This window comes from Burkholderia sp. 10_S31 (assembly GCF_056930375.1).
This window is the reverse complement of sequence record NZ_JBXOWK010000003.1, coordinates 2,241,219-2,259,700: the sequence shown is the minus strand read 5'-3', so window position 1 is coordinate 2,259,700 and position 18,482 is coordinate 2,241,219. Positions and strand designations below refer to the sequence as shown.

Genomic DNA, 18,482 nt, shown 5'->3' with positions numbered 1-18,482 from the left:
GTGCGTCAGACCACCACGGCCTTTTCGATCACGACGTCGTCGGCCGGCACGTCCTGGTGGAAGCCGGCGTTGCCCGTCTTGACGCCCTTGATCTTGTCGACCACGTCCTGGCCTTCGACGACCTTGCCGAACACCGCGTAGCCCCAGCCCTGCGGCGTCGGCGACGAGTGGTTCAGGAAGTCGTTGTCGTTCACGTTGATGAAGAACTGTGCGGTCGCCGAATGCGGATCGTTCGTGCGCGCCATCGCGATCGTGTAGTTGTCGTTCTTCAGGCCGTTGTTCGCTTCGTTGTCGATCGGCGCGTCGGTCGGCTTCTGCTTCAGGCCCGGCTCGAAGCCACCGCCCTGAATCATGAAGCCGTTGATCACGCGGTGGAACACCGTGCCGTCATAGTGGCCCTTCTTCACGTAGTTGAGGAAGTTCTCGACCGTCTTCGGTGCCTTCGCGGCGTCCAGCTCGAGCTTGATCACGCCGTGGTTCGTGTGCAGTTCAACCATGATGAATTCCTTCGGTAAGGCGGTTTAAATGGACGCGCGGCCGGTCGTGCGACGCGGCCGCGTGTGTCGCCGGACGTGCCGGCAGGTGCTTATTTCGAGACGATGCTGGCCGATTCGATCACGACCGGCTGGGCCGGCACGTCCTGCATCGGGCCGCGCGAGGTCGTTGCCACGCCTTCGATCTTCTTCACGACGTCGAGGCCCGACACGACCTTGCCGAACACCGCATAGCCGTTGCCGTCCGGGTTCGGGTAGTCGAGGCCGCTGTTGTCGACCGTATTGATGAAGAACTGCGCGGTGGCCGAGTTCGGATCGCTGGTACGCGCCATCGCGATCGTGCCCGTCAGGTTCTTCAGACCATTGCGGCTTTCCAGCGGGATCGGCGCGCGGGTCGGCTTCTCCTCGAAGTTGGTCTTGTAGCCGCCGCCCTGGATCATGAAGCCCTTGATCACGCGATGGAAGATCGTGCCGTTGTACTGGCCGGCCTTCACGTAATCGAGGAAGTTGGCGACGGACTTCGGTGCCTTCTCCGGGTAGAGCTCGACGCGGATGTCGCCCTGCGAGGTCTTCAGCTGCACGACGGGATGCGCGGTAGCCGATTGCGCGAAAGCAGGCGCGGTCGCGAGAAGGGCGGCGCCGCCAAGCGCCAGCAACAGACGTTTCATTGCGATCCTCAGGTTGGGAGGGAAGGGAGATTGCGCCGCTCGCTTACTGCGACGGCGCGACGTACGGCGCCGTCAGCGCACCCGACGGACCGTTGAACTGGAACGTCGGCGACATCGGCAGCGTGGTGGTGCTCACGTTCGCGGCGGCGCGATCGGTGTATGCGCGCGTGGCCGGCGTGACGGCGCGCGCGTTGGCTGCGGCCTTCGGCGGCGACACGATCTTCTGCAGGTCGGCGAGGCGCTGCGCGGTCGCGCCGCTCGTGCGGCCGAGCGATTGCGCGCGCTTGTACGATTCGGCTGCGAGGCGCAGGTAGAGGTCGCCGAGGTTCTCGTACGCGAGCGAGTAGCTCGGGTTCGATTGCGTCGCGGTGACGAGCGCGCTGCGCGCTTCGTCGTAGCGGCCGTGCTTCGCGTAGAGCGCCGCGAGGTTGTTGTACGGTTCGGGCAGTTCGGGGAAGGCCTGCGTGATCGCGACGAACTGCTGGATCGCGTCATCGTCGCGGTTCAGGCGGGCGAGCACGGTGCCGCGCTTGAACTGCGCCTGTACGTCGTGCGGATTCGCCGCGATGCGCGCGTCGAGTTGCGCGAGCGCCTGCTTCCACTGCTTGCCGGCGATCGACGCGTCGATTTCGGGCGTGCCGTCGGCGGTGGCCGGGGCCTTTTGCGCATGTGCCGCGGGGGCCGCGAAAAGCGTCAGCGCGACGCCCATGACGGCGGTCGCAACGAGGGTCGCAGCGCTCGGCGCGCGGCCGCGATGAGGTTTCATAGGCGTAAATCGGAATGTTATACTCCGAGCCATTCTAACAAAACGTCTGCGCGTTCCGGCGAGCGGCAGACAGTCTTTCTTTGCCTCTCGTGGCCGTCACCGCTGTGCTTGCAGCCTGACCGCCCCATGTGATATCGAGGACGCCCGGCGTCGTGCCGCGGCAGGTGGTCCGTCCGTTTCGCATGCAGGGCGAGCTTCGCCAGGGCGGTTTCCTTCGGCTCACGGTTCATCTCTATGGAATCACTGCGCATCTACAACACGCTCGCGCGTGACAAGCAAGTTTTCGTGCCGCGCCAGTCCGGCGAAGTGCGGATGTACGTATGCGGGATCACCGTCTACGACTATTGTCACGTGGGCCACGCGCGCATGCTGGTCGTGTTCGATCTCGTCCAGCGCTGGCTGCGTGCGATCGGCTATCGGGTCACGTACGTGCGCAACATCACCGACATCGACGACAAGATCATCCGCCGTGCGGTCGAGAACGGCGAGACGATCAAGTCGCTGACCGACCGGTTCATCGGCGCGATGCACGAGGATGAAGCCGCGCTTGGCATCCAGCGGCCCGACATCGAGCCGCGCGCGACGCAGTTCATTGCGCAGATGCTCGGGATGATCGAGAAGCTCGAGACGAACGGCTACGCGTACCAGGCGACCGACGGCGACGTCAATTATTCGGTACGCAAGTTCGCGAACTACGGGAAGCTGTCGGGCAAGTCGCTCGACGACCTGCGCGCGGGCGAGCGCGTCGCCGCGAATGACGCGAAGGAAGATCCGCTCGATTTCGTGCTGTGGAAACGCGCGAAGGCGGAAGATCCGGAAGGCGCGTCGTGGACATCGAAGTACGGGATGGGCCGGCCGGGCTGGCACATCGAGTGCTCCGCGATGGGCTGCACGCTGCTCGGCGAGCATTTCGACATCCACGGCGGCGGGCAGGACCTGCAATTCCCGCACCACGAGAACGAGATCGCGCAGAGCGAAGGCGCGACCGGCCAGACGTTCGTCAATTACTGGATGCACAACGGCTTCGTGCAGGTCGACAACGAGAAGATGTCGAAATCGCTCGGCAACTTCTTCACGATCCGCGAAGTGCTCGAGCGGTACGACGCCGAGGTCATGCGCTTCTTCATCGTGCGCACGCATTACCGGTCGCCGCTCAACTACAGCGACGTGCATCTCGACGATGCGCGCGCGTCGCTCACGCGCTTGTACACGGCGCTGAAGGATGTCGAGCCCGACACGCTCGCGCTCGACTGGAACGAGCCGCATGCGCAGCGTTTCGCGGCCGCGATGAACGACGACATCAACACGCCGGTCGCGGTGGCGACGCTGTTCGAGCTGGCCGGCGAGGTCAATCGCACGCGCGATGCGTCGCTCGCGCGGCAACTGAAGCAGTTGGCGGGCCTGCTGGGCCTGCTCGGCCGCGAACCGCGCACGTTCCTGCAGCAGGGCACTGGTGCCGCGCAGGCAGGCGGGCTCGCAGCCGACGAAATCGAAGCGAAGATCGCCGCGCGCGTCGCGGCGAAGCAAGCGAAGAACTATGCCGAAGCGGACCGGATTCGGGCGGAGCTGCTCGACGCCGGCATCGCACTTGAAGACAAACCGGGCGGATCGACCGAATGGCGTCGCGTATGAGCGCGGTGCGTTCCACTGACCGATCCGTCAGGTAGGAGGCAAGATGGCAACGGCCAGAAAAGCGCCGGTCGGGCGTGCGACTCCGGTCGCCGTGCGTCCGGCAGCCAAGCGCGCGCCAGCGGCGAAGGCGGACGCGACGCGCGCCGCGCCGAACGGCGCGCTCAACGGTCATGCGAAGCCCGCGCGCGCGAAGGGCGCGGAAGCGGCGCAGCCGGAGGTCGCGATGGCGGCCGTCGACGCGGCCCGCAAGGTGCGTACGTCCGATGCGGCAGCCGACGGCGCCGGTGGCGTCGTGCGTCCCGCATACTGGGATAAAGCGTGCGCCGATCTCGTCAAGCGCGACCGCATCCTGAAGAAGCTGATTCCGAAGTTCGGCCCCGCGCATCTCGTGAAGCGCGGTGACCCGTTCGTCACGCTCGCGCGTTCGGTCGTCGGTCAGCAGATCTCGGTGCCGTCCGCGCAAGCGCTGTGGGCGCGCATCGAAGATGCGTGTCCGAAACTCGCACCGCAGCCGGTCATCCGGCTCGGCGCGGACAAGCTGATCGCGTGCGGACTGTCGAAGCGCAAGACGGAATACATTCTCGATCTCGCGCAACACTTCGTGTCCGGCGCGCTGCACGTCGACAAATGGACGTCGATGCACGATGAGGACGTGATCGCGGAACTCACGCAGATCCGCGGCATCAGTCGCTGGACGGCCGAGATGTTCCTGATCTTCAACCTGTCGCGGCCGGACGTGCTGCCGCTCGACGATCCGGGCCTGATCCGCGCGATCAGCGTCAATTACTTCAGCGGAGAGCCCGTCACGCGCAGCGAAGCGCGCGAAGTGGCTGCCAACTGGGAACCGTGGCGTACCGTTGCGACCTGGTACATGTGGCGCAGCCTCGACGCGCCTGACGCCGATTGATGGCTATCGGGTTTTAAACATCAATAGTTGATAGCCGATCTTGCACATCGCCCGCGCGGGTAGAATACGCGCTGCCGCAAGACCCAAGGATTCGAACACATGAAGACCACGTTTCTGGATTTCGAACAGCCGATCGCCGAACTCGAGGCCAAGATCGAAGAGCTGCGATTCGTGCAGGACGACTCGGCTGTCGATATTTCGGAAGAAATCGAGCGGCTGTCGAAGAAAAGCCAGCAACTGACGAAGGACCTCTACGCGAACCTGTCGCCGTGGCAGGTCTCGCAGATCGCGCGGCATCCGCAGCGTCCGTACACGCTCGATTACGTTGCGGAACTGTTCACCGATTTTCACGAACTGCATGGCGACCGCGCATTTGCGGACGACCTGTCGATCGTCGGCGGTCTCGCGCGCTTCGGCGGCCATCCGTGCATGGTGATCGGCCACCAGAAGGGCCGCGACACGAAAGAGCGCGCGGCGCGCAACTTCGGGATGCCGCGCCCGGAAGGCTATCGCAAGGCCGAGCGCCTGATGCGTCTCGCCGAGAAGTTCGGGCTGCCGATCTTCACGTTCGTCGATACGCCGGGCGCATACCCGGGCATCGGCGCGGAAGAGCGCGGGCAGTCGGAAGCGATCGGCCGCAACCTGTACGTGATGGCCGAACTGAAGACGCCGATCATCACGACCGTGATCGGCGAAGGCGGTTCGGGCGGCGCGCTCGCGATCGCCGTGGCCGACACCGTGATGATGCTGCAGTTCTCGACCTACTCGGTGATTTCGCCGGAAGGCTGTGCGTCGATTCTGTGGAAGAGCGCCGCGAAGGCGCCCGAGGCCGCGGAAGCCCTGGGCCTGACCGCCCATCGCCTGAAGGCGCTCGGCCTGATCGACAAGATCATCAACGAGCCGCTTGGCGGCGCGCACCGCGATCCGAAGGGCATGGCCGCATTGCTGCGCCGCGCGCTCGCCGATTCGCTGCGCCAGTTCCAGGGCATGAGCATCGATGCGCTGCGCGAGCGCCGCTTCGAGCGCCTGATGGCCTACGGCAAGTTCAAGGAAACCACGCCCGGCGCATGACCGGCGTGTTCACATCGCGCGCCGTCCGGCGCGTGTCCGTCTCGTGATCCCCCCGACCGAATTCTCCGCCGACCGCGTCGTACTCGATGCGGTCGGCGTTGCGCTTGCCGATCTGCCGGCGGATGCGCGCATCGCGATCGCATACAGCGGCGGCCTCGACTCGACGGTGCTGCTCGACGCGGCCGTGCGCGTCGCGGGCGCGGCGCGCTGCGTCGCGCTGCATGTGCATCACGGCTTGAGCGCGAACGCCGACGCATGGGTCGCGCACGCGCGCGCGACGGCAGAGCGACTCGGCGTCGCGTTCGAATCGGAGCGTGTCGACGTGCCGCGCGACAGCGGCCTCGGCATTGAGGCGACCGCGCGCGAGCGCCGATATGCGGCGCTCGATGCGATGTGCGAGCGCCACGGCGTGGCGGCGCTCTGGGTCGCACAGCATGCGGACGACCAGGCCGAGACCGTGCTGCTGCAGTTGTTGCGCGGTGCAGGAATCGCGGGTCTGGCCGCGATGGCGCCGCGCTATCGCCCTGACGGCGCGAGCGTCGAGCGCGTGCGTCCGCTGCTGCGCTTGTTGCGTGCGCAACTGGAACGCTATGCGGTGCAGCACGAGCTCGCGTGGATCGACGACGAATCGAACGGCGACACGCGCTATGCGCGCAATGCATTGCGCATCGACGTGCTGCCGCCGCTCGCCGTGCATTTCCCCGGCTTTCGCGATGCGCTGGGCCGTGCGGCCCAGCATGCGGCCGCCGCGCAGCGGCTGCTCGACGATCTGGCCGAACTGGATTTCGCCGGTGCCGCGCGCGACGACGGCCGCGCGCTGTCGCGCGATGCGCTGGTCGCATTCGACGACACGCGCGGCGCGAACCTGCTGCGGTTCTGGATGCGCCGGCTCGGCTTGCCCGGCGCGTCGGCAGGCCGGCTCGCGAACATGATGCGGCAACTGCGTGCTGCGCACGACGCGCACGCGCTGCGGGTCGATCACGCGGGACAATGCCTGCGGCTCTATCGCGATACCGTGTACTGGGAGGCGGGCGACAGCGCCGAGCCGGCCGACGACGGTACCGGAACGCCGCATCATGAGTCTTCACTTGTGTGGGACGGACAGGAAGTCTGGCATGTGCCGGCGTGGCGCGGCACGTTCGTGTTCGCGCCGGCCGAGGCAGGAAGCGACGGGGCGGTGCCGGAGGCGCTGCTGCGCGGCGCGCCGCTCGCCACGCGGGCTCGTGCGGGCGGCGAGCGGCTGCGTACGTCGCCCGGCGGGCCGGGGCGCACGCTGAAGAATCTGTTTCAGGAGCGTGGCGTGCCGGCCTGGCAGCGCGACGTGCCGCTGCTGTTCGCGGGCGACCGGCTCGTGTACGTGCCGCGGCTCGGCGTGAATCATGGCGACGGGCTTTCCGGCGACGGGCTATCCGGCGACGGCGGATGGCGCCGGATCGAATGGCGTCCCGACCTGTTGATCGCGTAGCGGCGGCCCCCTTCCGGCGAGATGATCGCGCGCCGGTTTTCACCATTTGGTAAACGGCGCCGGAACGCTCGCCAAACCGGCGAGCGGCTTGTCAAGCGGGCCTCTATCGGGTACGCTCGGTCGTTTGCTCGGCTCGATTTTTGAGCGTTTTGTGCAGGTTTTCCGCGTGACGTACCCGGTTTGCGCGGCCTGATCGGCCTTCCGGGCAAAATCCGTCACGCTTGCGTGTTGCGTCCCAGCCGTCCCCCTCGTCGTCCGTCCACAGCCACAAGCCGCGTGACCGAACGGCAACGCGGCCTGCCCAGCGCGCCCGTGCGGTTTCTCCTCCAGTTCAGAACGACAATGGCACTCATCGTACACAAATACGGCGGCACTTCGATGGGCTCGGTCGAGCGCATCAAGAACGTCGCGAAACGCGTCGCAAAATGGCATCAGGCCGGGCACCAGATGGTGGTCGTGCCGTCCGCGATGTCCGGCGAAACCAACCGTCTGCTCGGTCTCGCGAAAGAGATTTCGAGCCAGCCGAGCCCGCGTGAGCTCGACATGATCGCGTCGACCGGCGAGCAGGTCAGCGTCGGCCTGCTGTCGATCGCGCTGCAGGAAATCGGTGTCGAAGCCGTGAGTTATGCCGGCTGGCAAGTGCCGATCAAGACGGACAGCGCGTTCACGAAGGCGCGTATCCACTCGATCGACGACGAGCGCGTGAAGGCCGATCTGAACGCAGGCAAGGTCGTGATCATCACGGGCTTCCAGGGCGTTGATCCGGACGGCCACATCACGACGCTGGGCCGTGGCGGCTCGGACACGTCGGCGGTGGCGGTCGCGGCCGCGCTGGATGCCGAAGAGTGCCTGATCTACACGGACGTCGACGGCGTCTACACGACCGACCCGCGCGTGGTCGAAGAGGCGCGACGCCTCGACCGCGTGACGTTCGAGGAAATGCTGGAAATGGCCAGCCTCGGCTCGAAGGTCCTGCAGATCCGCTCGGTCGAATTCGCCGGCAAATACCAGGTGAAGACGCGTGTGCTGTCGAGCCTGACCGATCCGCTGATTGCGCTCGACGAAGAAATGCGCTCGGGCACCCTGATTACTTTTGAAGAAGACGAGACCATGGAAAAGGCAGTCATTTCCGGCATCGCGTTCCAGCGCGACGAAGCACGCATTGCGGTGATGGGCGTGCCCGACAAGCCGGGTATCGCGTATCAGATCCTCGGCCCGGTCGCCGACGCGAACGTCGACGTCGACATGATCATCCAGAACCAGAGCGTCGAAGGCAAGACCGACTTCACGTTCACGGTCGGTCGCGGCGATTACCAGAAGGCGATGGACATCCTCACCAACCAGGTGCAGGGCCATGTGAGCGCCGAGCGCGTGCAGGGCGACCCGAAGGTGTCGAAGGTGTCGGTCGTCGGCGTCGGCATGCGTTCGCACGTGGGCGTCGCGAGCAAGATGTTCCGCACGCTGTCGGAAGAGGGCATCAACATCCAGATGATCTCGACGTCCGAAATCAAGATTTCGGTGCTGATTGACGAGAAATATATGGAGTTGGCCGTCCGCGCGCTGCACAAGGCATTCGAACTCGACCAGGCGTGAATTTTTTGTGATGCATTGAAGAAAATGCATCACGGAAATTGACGGGCGGTTCGAAACCCTATATTATTTCGTTCTCGTCGCACTGCCTCCCTGGTGCGAGCGAAAGTTTGGGAGACGTGGCCGAGAGGTCGAAGGCACTCCCCTGCTAAGGGAGCATCTGGGCCAAAACCTGGATCGAGGGTTCGAATCCCTCCGTCTCCGCCAAAAGCGGTGACAAAGCCCCGCAAGTTCTCGGACTTGCGGGGCTTTTTCTTTTTTCGGTTCTTTTCCTCGCTTCCTTTCCTGGCTTGCCCTCGGTGCCACGCTTCGTCCGGACAGCCAATCAATGCTCAACGCGAGCGACGAGCATGCGCTAAATAGGCGTATCCTCCCGCGCGGCTCACGTTGGAGTTCCGGCGGGCATGCATTCCGTACGGACCATCCTTTCGTATCGACCTGTCGACGGGTTCGTCGACAATCACGAGCGTTATGCGCGGGGCTGCGGCTACCGGCACGCGATCGTCGACGGCACGCACGTGTACGGCGGGCGCCAGCAGGTGATTCACAAGACCCACGCGATCAACGCGATCAACGCGCAGCTCGTCGCGATGGAGCCGGGCGTATTGCTGCTCGCACTCGTCGACGATGCGGCGCGCGTTTGGCAGGGCGAGCAGCCGCGGGCGATGGACGGCTGGCGGGCCGCGCAGCAACGAACGTGCGAGCCCGCGCGGCACCTGGCACCTGAACCCCGCGCGCAGGCATCGCGTTCGGGAGCTTGCACACGTCGCACATTGGCGGTTACGGCGATGTTCACGAAGAGAACTTTGTTCGCTACTGCACGCGACACGGCTATGCGTACCACGCGTATCGCGCCCGCCCCGCGTTCCTGCCTGCCGGCGTCAATGCGAACCGGGCCAAAATTCCCCGCGCAACACAGCCACTATCGTGCGGTGACGATGCGCGTGTGGGACAGGTTGAGCCATCAGCGTCAGCTGAATACGCTGCGGCCCGTGTTGCCAATCGCGGCAATCGGCATTCATTGAAATGAAAACGAAAGGTTGTATGTAAGGATCGAATCGCTTTCATTCATCGATCCCCACATTCTGTTCTTGCGCATCGAAGCATCGATTTTTTGGAAAAAATGCGGCATCGCACCGATTCGAGCGATCGACGTCGCTTCGTAATACAAAAAATTACTCATAGAAATCAGATGTCTATCGGTATGCAGCGAAACGAGGCTCTGTTGCGATGCAAAAAATAATCAATCGCCTTATGCTGGTTAACCCGATTGCGCTTGAGCGGCATCAAGTTTTGCCCTGATTCCGCTTTACATTTTGCCAACATTGACGATTCACGAAATCTATCTGTCGATTTGATTTCGTTCCCTTCGTCACGCCTGTTCCCGATGCAGTGCGCGACTCTCTCAAGGCCTGTTGACATGCATGATTTCCCTTTCCTGAGCCTAGCGATCTGGGTTCCGATCCTGTTCGGCGCGTGCCTGCTGCGCGCCGGCTCCGACCGTCATCCGCATCGCACGAGACTGATCGCGCTCGTCGGCGCACTGGCGGGGCTGGCGGCGGTCGTGCCGCTCGTCGCCGGATTCGATTCGCACTCGGCCGCAATGCAGTTCGCCGAAACGCGCGACTGGCTGGCGGCCTTCAACGCCGGCTGGCGCGTCGGGATCGACGGCGCGTCGCTGTGGCTCGTCGTGCTGACCGCTTTCACGACGCTCGTCGTCGTGATCGCTTCGTGGGAGTCGGTCACGGTGCGCATCGCGCAGTACTACGCGTCGTTCCTGATTCTGTCGGGGCTGATGGTCGGCGTGTTCGTCGCGCAGGACGGGCTGTTGTTCTTCATCTTCTTCGAGGCGACGCTGATTCCGCTGTACCTGCTGATCGGCACGTGGGGCAGGGAGCATCGCGTCTACGCAGCCGTGAAATTCTTCTTCATCTCGTTCGCGGGCTCGCTGCTGCTGTTGATGGCGATGCTGTACCTGTTCGCGAAGTCGCATACGTTCGACATGAACGCATGGCGCACGCTGCAGCTCGGCTTCGCGCCGCAGTTGCTGGTGTTTCTCGGTTTCTTCGCCGCGTTCGCGGTCAAGGTGCCGATGTGGCCGGTTCACACGTGGCTGCGCGACGTCTATACGGACGGTCCGACGGGCGCCGCGCTGATGCTCGCGATGCTCAAGCTCGGCGGTTACGGCTTCCTGCGCTTCGCGCTGCCGATCACGCCGGACGCGAGCCACTTCTTCGCGCCGGCCGTCATCGCGCTGTCGCTGTTCGCGATCGTCTACGCGAGCCTGATCGCGCTCGCGCAGACCGACCTCGGCAAGCTGCTCGCGTATTCGACGGTCGCGCACATGGGGATCGTCACGCTCGGGCTGTTCCTGTTCAATCAGATCGGCGTCGAAGGCGCGATCGTGCAACTCGTGTCGTACGGCTTCGTCGCGGGTGCGATGCTGCTCTGCGTGAGCGTGCTGGTCGATCGCACGAAGCAGCGCGAGATCGCCGCGTACGGCGGCGTGGCGGGCGTGATGCCGCGCTTTGCGACGTTCGCGCTCCTGTTCGCGATGGCCAACGTCGGCCTGCCGGGCACGTCCGGCTTCGTCGGCGAGTTCATGGTCATCATGGGCGCGATTCGCGTCAACTTCTGGATCGGGGCAATCGCGGCGCTGACGCTGATCCTCAGCGCGTCGTACACGTTGTGGATGGTCAAGCGCGTCGTGTTCGGCAAGATCGCGAGCCCGCGCATCGCGAAGCTCGCCGACCTGAGCCGTCGCGAGATCGTGATGTTCGCGTCGCTCGCGCTGATCGTGCTGATGGTCGGCGTCGATCCGAAGCCGTTTACCGATGCGATCGATCCGACCGTCGCACGGTTGATCGACGACGCGAGCCATTCGAAGCTGCCGGCCGGTGACGGCGTCGCGCCGACGCAGCCGGCGTACATGGCATCGGCGCGCGGCTGATCGCATGACATCGCGTAGAACGGCCGCATCGCGCGACGATGCGGCCGTTCTACGCACATCCATCGGGGCGGCGCGGGCGGTGTCCCCCGGCTTTCTGCCGGTGTCCGGTCGGCTCGCGGCCGGCTTCCGGCTGCGTGAAATCGCCCCCCGCGACAATCTGTCTCACAGCAGATTTTGCAATGATGATTTGCCGCATCCGCCGGTTTTTCATCGCGCCCGCGCGACGTATGATTCGGCCACTTTCGTGGATCGAATGCGCATCGGGCATACGCAACGGATTCAATGACCCTCGGGCTGTGTGATGAAAAGAAGAGCTTCAAAAGGCTGGACGGCGCTGATGTCGATCGGCGCGGCGCTGAGTCTGTCAGGTTGTAATTTAGATGTACTAAATCCGAAAGGAAGCGTCGGCGCCGCCGAAAAGGCGCTGATCGCAACCTCGACATGGGCGATGCTGATCGTCGTCGTGCCGGTGATCCTGCTCACGCTGTGGTTCGCGTGGCGCTACCGCGCATCGAACCGCAACGCCGCCTACGCGCCAAACTGGTCGCACTCGACCGCGATCGAGGTCGTGATCTGGACGGTGCCGACGCTGATCATCCTGTTCCTCGGCGTGCTCACGTGGAAGACCACGCACGAGCTCGATCCGTACAAGCCGCTCGAGTCGGCGGTGAAGCCGATCGACGTCGAGGTCGTCGCGCTCGACTGGAAGTGGCTGTTCATCTATCCGGAACTCGGCATCGCGTCGGTGAACCAGCTCGCGATTCCGGTCGGCACGCCGGTGAACTTCCGCATCACGTCGGATTCGGTGATGAACTCGTTCTTCATTCCGCAGCTCGGCGGCCAGGTCTACGCGATGGCAGGCATGCAGACACGCCTGCACCTGATCGCCGACGAAGCCGGCGACTACGCGGGCACGTCCGCCAACTTCAGCGGCCGCGGCTTCTCCGACATGAAGTTCCGCACGCTCGCCGAGCCGCGCGAGCAGTTCGACGCATGGGTGCAGAAGGTGAAGGCCTCGCCCGAGCGACTCGACGCGACCGTGTACGGCACCGTCGCGCAGCCGAGCGAGAAGGCGCCCGTGCGCTACTTCTCGTCGGTCGATCCGCGGCTCTTCCACAACATCATCGCGAAATACAACGATGGCCACGTCCTCGACCTGAAGGACGCCGCCTGCGGCACGAAGGGGTAACGCATGTTCGGCAAACTCACACTATCGGCGATCCCGTTCGATCAGCCCATCATCATGGTGGCCGGCGCCTTCATGGGCCTGGTCGTGCTGGGCATCCTCGCCGCGCTGACGATCACCGGCCGCTGGAAGTGGCTGTGGACGGAATGGTTGACGACAGTCGACCACAAGAAACTCGGCGTGATGTACATCATCGTCGCGCTGATCATGCTGCTGCGCGGTTTTGCCGACGCGATCATGATGCGCATGCAGCTCGCGCTCGCGTACAACGCGCCCGGCTACCTGCCGCCGCACCACTATGACCAGATCTTCACCGCGCACGGCGTGATCATGATCTTCTTCATGGCGATGGTGTTCATGGTCGGCCTGATGAACCTGGTCGTGCCGCTACAGATCGGCGCGCGCGACGTCGCGTTCCCGTTCATCAACTCGCTCTCCTTCTGGATGACGGCGGTCAGCGCGATCCTGATCAACGTGTCGCTCGTGATCGGCGAGTTCGCACAGACGGGCTGGCTCGCCTATCCGCCGCTGTCGGAGCTGCAGTTCAGTCCGGGGGTAGGGGTCGACTACTACCTGTGGGCGCTGCAGATCTCGGGCGTCGGCACGCTGCTGACCGGCGTGAACTTCTTCGTGACGATCATCAAGATGCGCGCGCCCGGCATGACGCTGATGAAGATGCCGGTGTTCACGTGGACGGCCCTTTGCACGAACGTGCTGATCATGGCGTCGTTCCCGATCCTGACCGCGACGCTCGCGCTGCTCGGCCTCGACCGCTATCTCGGCATGCACTTCTTCACGAACGAAGCCGGCGGCAACGCGATGCTGTACCTGAACCTGATCTGGGCGTGGGGCCATCCGGAGGTGTACATCCTGATCCTGCCGGCGTTCGGCATCTTCTCGGAAGTCATCGCGACGTTCTCGAAGAAGCCGCTGTTCGGCTACAAGACGATGGTGTACGCGACCTGCGCGATCATGGTGCTGTCGTTCCTCGTGTGGCTGCATCACTTCTTCACGATGGGTTCCGGTGCGAACGTGAATGCGTTCTTCGGCATCATGACGATGATCATCGCGATCCCGACCGGCGTGAAGGTGTTCAACTGGCTGTTTACGATGTACCGCGGCCGGATCGAATTCACGACGCCCGTGCTGTGGACGATCGGCTTCATGGTCACGTTCACGCTCGGCGGCATGACCGGCGTGATGATGGCGATCCCGGGCGCGGACTTCGTGCTGCACAACAGCCTGTTCCTGATCGCGCACTTCCACAACGTGATCATCGGCGGCGTGCTGTTCGGCTATCTCGCGGGCTTCAACTATTGGTTCCCGAAGGCATTCGGCTTCAAGCTGAACGAGAAGCTCGGCAAGGCTGCGTTCTGGTTCTGGCAGGTCGGCTTCTACGTCGCGTTCGTGCCGCTCTACGTGCTCGGCTTCATGGGCATGACGCGTCGCCTGAACCACTACGACAACCCGGCGTGGCATCCGTGGCTGCTGGTCGCCGCGTTCGGCGCCGTGCTGATCGCGATCGGCATTGCCTGCCAGCTGCTGCAACTGGTCGTCAGCATCCGCAACCGCAACCTGCCCGAGTACCGCGACACCACGGGCGATCCGTGGGGCGGCCGCACGCTGGAATGGGCGACCTCGTCGCCGCCGGCCGACTACAACTTCGCGGTGATTCCGCAAGTGCGCACGCTGGACGCGTACGCCGACATGAAGGCACGCGGCGACGGACGGCCGAACCCGGCGACGATCCGCGACATCCACATGCCGTCGAATACGTGTGCGGGCCTCGTGATCGCGATCTTCAGCCTGGTGCTCGGCTTCGCGCTGGTGTGGCACATCTGGTGGATGGCGATCGGCGGCCTGGTCGGCATCGTCGCGACGCTCGTGGTTTACAGCTCGCGTGACAACGACGGCTACTACATCCCGGCGTCGAAAGTGCGCAAGATCGAAGAGAAGCAACCGGCGGTGCGCGTGGCCACGCGTGTCGACGACGTGGAACTGGAGGCCAACTGATGTTGCAGAAAACCTTGAGCGCAACCCTGCTCGAGCACGACGACCATCCGCCGTCGCACTCGGTGTTCGGCTTCTGGCTGTACCTGATGACCGACTGCGTAATTTTCGCGGCGCTGTTCGCGACGTTCGCCGTGCTCGGCAACCAGTACGCGGGCGGTCCGACCGCGAAGGACCTGTTCGACATTCCGGGCGTCGCGGTGGAAACCGCCGCGCTGCTGTTGTCGAGCATCACCTACGGCTTCGCGATGCTGGCCGCGTACAAGCAGCGGCGTGGCGCGCTGCTCGCATGGCTCGCGGTGACGTTCGTGCTCGGCGCGGCGTTCCTTGCGATGGAACTGCGCGAGTTCTCGCACCTGATCGCGGAAGGCGCGGGCCCGCAGCGCAGCGCGTTCCTGTCGGCGTTCTTCACGCTGGTCGGCACGCACGGGCTGCACGTGACGGCAGGCCTTCTGTGGATGATCGTGCTGGCCGGACAGATCGTGCTGCGTGGCGGCGACCTGACCGATCGCGACCTGCGGCGCCTGACGTGCCTGAGCCTCTTCTGGCACTTCCTCGACATCGTGTGGATCTGCGTGTTTTCCTTTGTCTATCTCGCGAGCGTGATCTAAATGGCCCATTCGCATTCGTCTCAACTCGAAGAAGGGCACGGCAGCGTCGGCGGCTATGTCGCCGGTTTCATCCTGTCGGTGCTGCTCACAGCCGCGTCGTTCGGCCTCGTGATGGGCGGCGTGCTGTCGCCGCACGCATCGCTGATCGCGCTGGCTGCGCTTGCATTCGTGCAGATCGTCGTGCACCTCGTGTACTTCCTGCACATGAACGGTTCGTCCGGCCAACGCTGGAACGTGATGGCGTTCAGCTACACCGTGTTGACCGCGGCGATCCTGATCGTCGGCACGCTGTGGGTGATGCACAACGTCAGCATGAACATGATGTCGCGCTGAGCGACATCTCGGCGCAGCGCGCTGGCCATGAAGAAGCGGCACGCGAGTGCCGCTTTTTTTTCGTCCTCGACACCCGGCCAAGCGCCTCGACGTTGCCGGCAGCTCGAACGCGAGCCGGAACGCAGTATGATTCGGCGCGCGGGTGCGCCGCCGCGTGCCGGGCGCGAAGGCCCGCCGGGCGGGGCGAAGAAGGCGTGCCGCGTGCGGGTCGGCCCGTCAATTGTTACAAGACGTTAGCGGGCGCTTCCGGTTGCGATGCCGCGCATCAGTTCTTACAAACTTGAAATATGCGTAGACGGCGCTTGCCGTTATAGTCGAATCACACATGAAACAACTCGAAGAGGAATCCATGAAGACTTTGCGTGTTGCCTCGCTCTTGACCGGTATGACGGCCTTGCTCGTGTCGGGCGCAGCAATGGCGGGAGTCAATGTCGGGATCAACGTCGGCGTGCCGGCTCCAGTCTACGTCGCACCCGCGCCCGTGTATGCGCCGCCGCCTCCGCCGGTCGTCTACCAGCCGGCGCCTGTATATGCCCCGGCGCCCGTCTACGCGCCGGCACCGGCGATCGTGATCGGCTGGCACGGCGATCGCTACTGGGACGGCCGCCGCTACTGGGGCCGCGACGAGTGGTATCGCCATCACGGTCGTGGCTGGGGCGGCGAGCATGGCCACGGTCACTGGGATAACGGCCGCCACAACGGCTGGCGCTGATGACAGATTGCGCATGCGTGACGCGTGCGCAACAGGAGCAAGAAAACCGCCTGCGTGGCGGTTTTCTTTTGCTTGCGCAGGCTGCGTGCGGACGTCGCGGCGCGGCAAGGTCACGCACGAACGGGCCGCAAGCTGGCTCGGTGTCGAATTGAATGGGTAGAATCGACCTACGTTCCATCCCTCAATCGACCGACAGGGCCTCTATGACGAAGGGTTCGCCCCGGGCCGCCGCCGCGCGCATCCGTTTCGCCGCCGCGCATGCGGTACGGGCCGCCGGCCGCACGGCGGCAGTATGGGCAATACAGGCGGTACTGGCCGCGACGGCCGCGCATGCGGCCTATGCGATCGCGCAGTACGGCGAGCCGAAATATCAGCCGGGCTTCAAGCATTTCGACTACGTGAACCCGGACGCCCCGAAGGGCGGCACGCTCGTGCTCGCGAACCCGAACCGGCTCACGTCGTTCGACAAGTTCAATCCGTTCACGATGCGCGGCAATTCCGCGCCGGGCATCGACATGCTGTTCGAGAGCCTCGCGACCGGTAGCTCGGACGAACCGGCGTCCGCCTACGGGCTGCTCGCCGACGACATCGAGATCGCGCCGGACCGCCGCTCGGTCACGTTCCACCTGAACCCGCGCGCGCGCTTCTCGAATGGCGACCCGGTCACGGCCGACGACGTCAGGTTTTCGTTCGACACGCTGAAGAGCAAGCAGGCCGCGCCGCAGTTCGGCGCGTATTTCGCCGAAATCGCGAAGGCTGTCGTGATCGACCGCGCGACCGTGCGGTTCGAATTCCGCAGCGCGAACCGCGAGCTGCCGCTGATCGCCGGCGGCGTGCCGGTGTTCTCGCGCAAGTGGGGGCTGCGCGCGGACGGTACGCGGATTCCGTTCGACCAGCTCGCGTTCGAGCAGCCCATCGGCAGCGGCCCGTACCTGATCGAGCGCTACGACAACGGCCGCACCATCACGTACCGGCGCAATCCCGCTTACTGGGGTGCCGACCTGCCGGTACGGGTCGGCACCAACAACTTCGAGCGGATCGTCTACAAGCTGTACGGCGACGGCGTCGCGCGGCTCGAGGCGTTCAAGGCCGGCGAGTACGACGTGCTGGTCGAATACATTGCGCGCAACTGGACGCGGCGCGACGTCGGCAAGCGCTTCGACAGCGGCGAGCTCGTCAAGCGCGAATTCCGCCAGCACAACGGCGCAGGCATGCAGGGTTTCTTCATGAACCTGCGCCGGCCGCTGTTTCGCGACGTGCGCGTGCGCCAGGCGCTCGATCTCGCGTTCGACTTCGAATGGCTGAACCGCCAGCTGTTCTATGGCGCGTACACGCGCCTCGACAGCTATTTCGCCGACACCGACCTGCAGGCGACCGGTATGCCGGGCCCGGGCGAGCTGAAGCTGCTGGAACCGTTGCGCGGGCAGCTCGACCCGGCCGTGTTCGGCCCCATGGTCACGCAACCGAGCACGAACCCGCCGGGGTCGCTGCGCACGAACCTGCTGAAGGCGCGCGCGCTGCTCGCGCAGGCCGGCTGGACCTACCGCGACGGCGCGCTGCGCAATGCGCAGGGCGAGCCGTTCACGTTCGAGATCCTCGACGATTCGGGCGCGGCGATGGAGGGCATTGTGACCGCCTACCAGCGCAACCTCGCGAAGCTCGGCATCGACGCGCGCTTTCGCACGGCCGATTACGCGCTGCTGCAAAAGCGGCTCGACGCGTTCGACTACGACATGACGACGGTCCGCCTGCCGGGCGTGCAGGTGCCGGGCGCCGAGCAGTTCTCGCGCTACGCCAGCAGGTTCGCCGACGAGCCGGGCTCCGATAACATAATCGGCCTGAAGTCGCCGGCCGTCGACGCGCTGCTGCATGCGCTCGGCGCCGCGCAGACGCGCGACGACCTGCTCGACGCGACGCATGCGCTCGACCGCGTGCTGATGCACGGCTATTACGCGGTCCCGCAGTGGTACAGCACGACGCACCGGATCGCCTACAAGCGCACGCTCGGCTATCCGCAGACGCTGCCGCTGTACTATTCGGCCGAGGGCTGGGTCGTGTCGACCTGGTGGGCCAAGCCCGATCACTGA

At 64.8% G+C, this 18,482-nt stretch carries 16 protein-coding genes, 1 tRNA gene and 1 pseudogene; 14 read left to right on the top strand and 4 right to left on the bottom strand.

Features of this window, described 5'->3' with window-relative positions; translation table 11 throughout:
- Positions 1 to 5: 5 nt before the first annotated feature.
- The 3 genes from AC1Z3W_RS30650 to AC1Z3W_RS30640 form a co-directional block, all read right to left on the bottom strand.
- Positions 6 to 497 carry a peptidylprolyl isomerase gene (locus AC1Z3W_RS30650; protein WP_006751616.1) on the bottom strand — a complete coding sequence of 164 codons (492 nt, stop codon included), beginning with the start codon at positions 495 to 497 and terminating at the stop codon, positions 6 to 8.
- Positions 498 to 586: 89 nt separating this feature from the next.
- Positions 587 to 1,162: a peptidylprolyl isomerase gene (locus tag AC1Z3W_RS30645; RefSeq protein ID WP_034188904.1), complete on the bottom strand. Its 576-nt coding sequence runs from the start codon at positions 1,160 to 1,162 to the stop codon at positions 587 to 589.
- A 43-nt stretch (positions 1,163 to 1,205) separates the two neighbouring features.
- Entirely contained in the window at positions 1,206 to 1,928 is a 723-nt protein-coding gene (locus AC1Z3W_RS30640) for a tetratricopeptide repeat protein (RefSeq protein ID WP_057925194.1), read from the bottom strand.
- 234 nt (positions 1,929 to 2,162) lie between these two features.
- Between AC1Z3W_RS30640 and cysS the strand changes: the two genes are divergently transcribed.
- From cysS to tilS, 4 genes are all read left to right on the top strand, one after another.
- Positions 2,163 to 3,560 carry a cysteine--tRNA ligase gene (cysS, locus tag AC1Z3W_RS30635; protein ID WP_057925193.1) on the top strand — a complete coding sequence of 466 codons (1,398 nt, stop codon included), beginning with the start codon at positions 2,163 to 2,165 and terminating at the stop codon, positions 3,558 to 3,560.
- A gap of 43 nt (positions 3,561 to 3,603) precedes the next feature.
- Entirely contained in the window at positions 3,604 to 4,467 is an 864-nt protein-coding gene (locus AC1Z3W_RS30630; RefSeq protein WP_057925192.1) for a DNA-3-methyladenine glycosylase family protein, read from the top strand.
- Positions 4,468 to 4,566: 99 nt separating this feature from the next.
- Complete coding sequence (locus tag AC1Z3W_RS30625) at positions 4,567 to 5,538, top strand: acetyl-CoA carboxylase carboxyltransferase subunit alpha (RefSeq protein ID WP_006478433.1); 972 nt, start codon at positions 4,567 to 4,569, stop codon at positions 5,536 to 5,538.
- Between the two features lie 43 nt (positions 5,539 to 5,581).
- Positions 5,582 to 7,003 carry a tRNA lysidine(34) synthetase TilS gene (tilS, locus tag AC1Z3W_RS30620; protein ID WP_057925191.1) on the top strand — a complete coding sequence of 474 codons (1,422 nt, stop codon included), beginning with the start codon at positions 5,582 to 5,584 and terminating at the stop codon, positions 7,001 to 7,003.
- Between the two features lie 122 nt (positions 7,004 to 7,125).
- Here tilS and AC1Z3W_RS30615 read toward each other — a convergent pair.
- Positions 7,126 to 7,363, bottom strand: a pseudogene (locus tag AC1Z3W_RS30615) (hypothetical protein); the annotation flags it as partial.
- Between AC1Z3W_RS30615 and AC1Z3W_RS30610 the strand changes: the two are divergent.
- The 10 genes from AC1Z3W_RS30610 (at position 7,346) to AC1Z3W_RS30565 (ending at position 18,482) form a co-directional block, all read left to right on the top strand.
- On the top strand, positions 7,346 to 8,596 hold the full coding sequence (locus AC1Z3W_RS30610; RefSeq protein WP_483509229.1) for an aspartate kinase: 1,251 nt from the start codon (positions 7,346 to 7,348) through the stop codon (positions 8,594 to 8,596). The pseudogene AC1Z3W_RS30615 and the gene AC1Z3W_RS30610 overlap by 18 nt on opposite strands.
- A 110-nt stretch (positions 8,597 to 8,706) precedes the next feature.
- A tRNA-Ser gene (locus AC1Z3W_RS30605) sits at positions 8,707 to 8,800 on the top strand.
- 332 nt (positions 8,801 to 9,132) lie between these two features.
- Positions 9,133 to 9,618 carry a hypothetical protein gene (locus AC1Z3W_RS30600; protein ID WP_242431778.1) on the top strand — a complete coding sequence of 162 codons (486 nt, stop codon included), beginning with the start codon at positions 9,133 to 9,135 and terminating at the stop codon, positions 9,616 to 9,618.
- Between the two features lie 395 nt (positions 9,619 to 10,013).
- Positions 10,014 to 11,543: a complex I subunit 4 family protein gene (locus AC1Z3W_RS30595; protein ID WP_057925189.1), complete on the top strand. Its 1,530-nt coding sequence runs from the start codon at positions 10,014 to 10,016 to the stop codon at positions 11,541 to 11,543.
- A 301-nt stretch (positions 11,544 to 11,844) separates the two neighbouring features.
- Positions 11,845 to 12,732 carry a ubiquinol oxidase subunit II gene (cyoA, locus tag AC1Z3W_RS30590; protein WP_124834642.1) on the top strand — a complete coding sequence of 296 codons (888 nt, stop codon included), beginning with the start codon at positions 11,845 to 11,847 and terminating at the stop codon, positions 12,730 to 12,732.
- 3 nt (positions 12,733 to 12,735) lie between these two features.
- The gene (cyoB, locus tag AC1Z3W_RS30585) at positions 12,736 to 14,742 is read left to right on the top strand and encodes a cytochrome o ubiquinol oxidase subunit I (protein ID WP_057925187.1); all 2,007 of its coding nucleotides are present in this window, start codon (positions 12,736 to 12,738) and stop codon (positions 14,740 to 14,742) included.
- Positions 14,742 to 15,350 carry a cytochrome o ubiquinol oxidase subunit III gene (cyoC, locus tag AC1Z3W_RS30580; protein WP_006759068.1) on the top strand — a complete coding sequence of 203 codons (609 nt, stop codon included), beginning with the start codon at positions 14,742 to 14,744 and terminating at the stop codon, positions 15,348 to 15,350. The genes cyoB and cyoC overlap by 1 nt, the downstream gene beginning before the upstream one ends.
- A complete protein-coding gene (gene cyoD, locus AC1Z3W_RS30575; protein WP_006759069.1) occupies positions 15,351 to 15,683 on the top strand; it encodes a cytochrome o ubiquinol oxidase subunit IV in 333 nt (110 codons plus the stop codon). It begins immediately after the preceding gene.
- A 349-nt stretch (positions 15,684 to 16,032) separates the two neighbouring features.
- Positions 16,033 to 16,395, top strand: coding sequence for a hypothetical protein (locus AC1Z3W_RS30570; protein ID WP_057929785.1), 363 nt, complete (start codon positions 16,033 to 16,035; stop codon positions 16,393 to 16,395).
- A 203-nt stretch (positions 16,396 to 16,598) separates the two neighbouring features.
- The gene (locus tag AC1Z3W_RS30565; protein WP_483509228.1) at positions 16,599 to 18,482 is read left to right on the top strand and encodes an extracellular solute-binding protein; all 1,884 of its coding nucleotides are present in this window, start codon (positions 16,599 to 16,601) and stop codon (positions 18,480 to 18,482) included.

What these genes read in the sequence shown, in the direction of transcription:
- cyoA (WP_124834642.1), top strand. Translation starts at nt 11,845, where the DNA reads ATGAAAAGAAGAGCTTCAAAAGGCTGGACGGCGCTGATGTCGATCGGC.
- AC1Z3W_RS30565 (WP_483509228.1), top strand. Translation starts at nt 16,599, where the DNA reads ATGACGAAGGGTTCGCCCCGGGCCGCCGCCGCGCGCATCCGTTTCGCC.
- AC1Z3W_RS30640 (WP_057925194.1), bottom strand. Translation starts at nt 1,928, where the DNA reads ATGAAACCTCATCGCGGCCGCGCGCCGAGCGCTGCGACCCTCGTTGCG.
- AC1Z3W_RS30570 (WP_057929785.1), top strand. Translation starts at nt 16,033, where the DNA reads ATGAAGACTTTGCGTGTTGCCTCGCTCTTGACCGGTATGACGGCCTTG.
- cysS (WP_057925193.1), top strand. Translation starts at nt 2,163, where the DNA reads ATGGAATCACTGCGCATCTACAACACGCTCGCGCGTGACAAGCAAGTT.
- AC1Z3W_RS30625 (WP_006478433.1), top strand. Translation starts at nt 4,567, where the DNA reads ATGAAGACCACGTTTCTGGATTTCGAACAGCCGATCGCCGAACTCGAG.
- cyoC (WP_006759068.1), top strand. Translation starts at nt 14,742, where the DNA reads ATGTTGCAGAAAACCTTGAGCGCAACCCTGCTCGAGCACGACGACCAT.
- cyoD (WP_006759069.1), top strand. Translation starts at nt 15,351, where the DNA reads ATGGCCCATTCGCATTCGTCTCAACTCGAAGAAGGGCACGGCAGCGTC.
- AC1Z3W_RS30650 (WP_006751616.1), bottom strand. Translation starts at nt 497, where the DNA reads ATGGTTGAACTGCACACGAACCACGGCGTGATCAAGCTCGAGCTGGAC.
- cyoB (WP_057925187.1), top strand. Translation starts at nt 12,736, where the DNA reads ATGTTCGGCAAACTCACACTATCGGCGATCCCGTTCGATCAGCCCATC.
- AC1Z3W_RS30645 (WP_034188904.1), bottom strand. Translation starts at nt 1,162, where the DNA reads ATGAAACGTCTGTTGCTGGCGCTTGGCGGCGCCGCCCTTCTCGCGACC.
- AC1Z3W_RS30630 (WP_057925192.1), top strand. Translation starts at nt 3,604, where the DNA reads ATGGCAACGGCCAGAAAAGCGCCGGTCGGGCGTGCGACTCCGGTCGCC.
- AC1Z3W_RS30595 (WP_057925189.1), top strand. Translation starts at nt 10,014, where the DNA reads ATGCATGATTTCCCTTTCCTGAGCCTAGCGATCTGGGTTCCGATCCTG.
- AC1Z3W_RS30610 (WP_483509229.1), top strand. Translation starts at nt 7,346, where the DNA reads ATGGCACTCATCGTACACAAATACGGCGGCACTTCGATGGGCTCGGTC.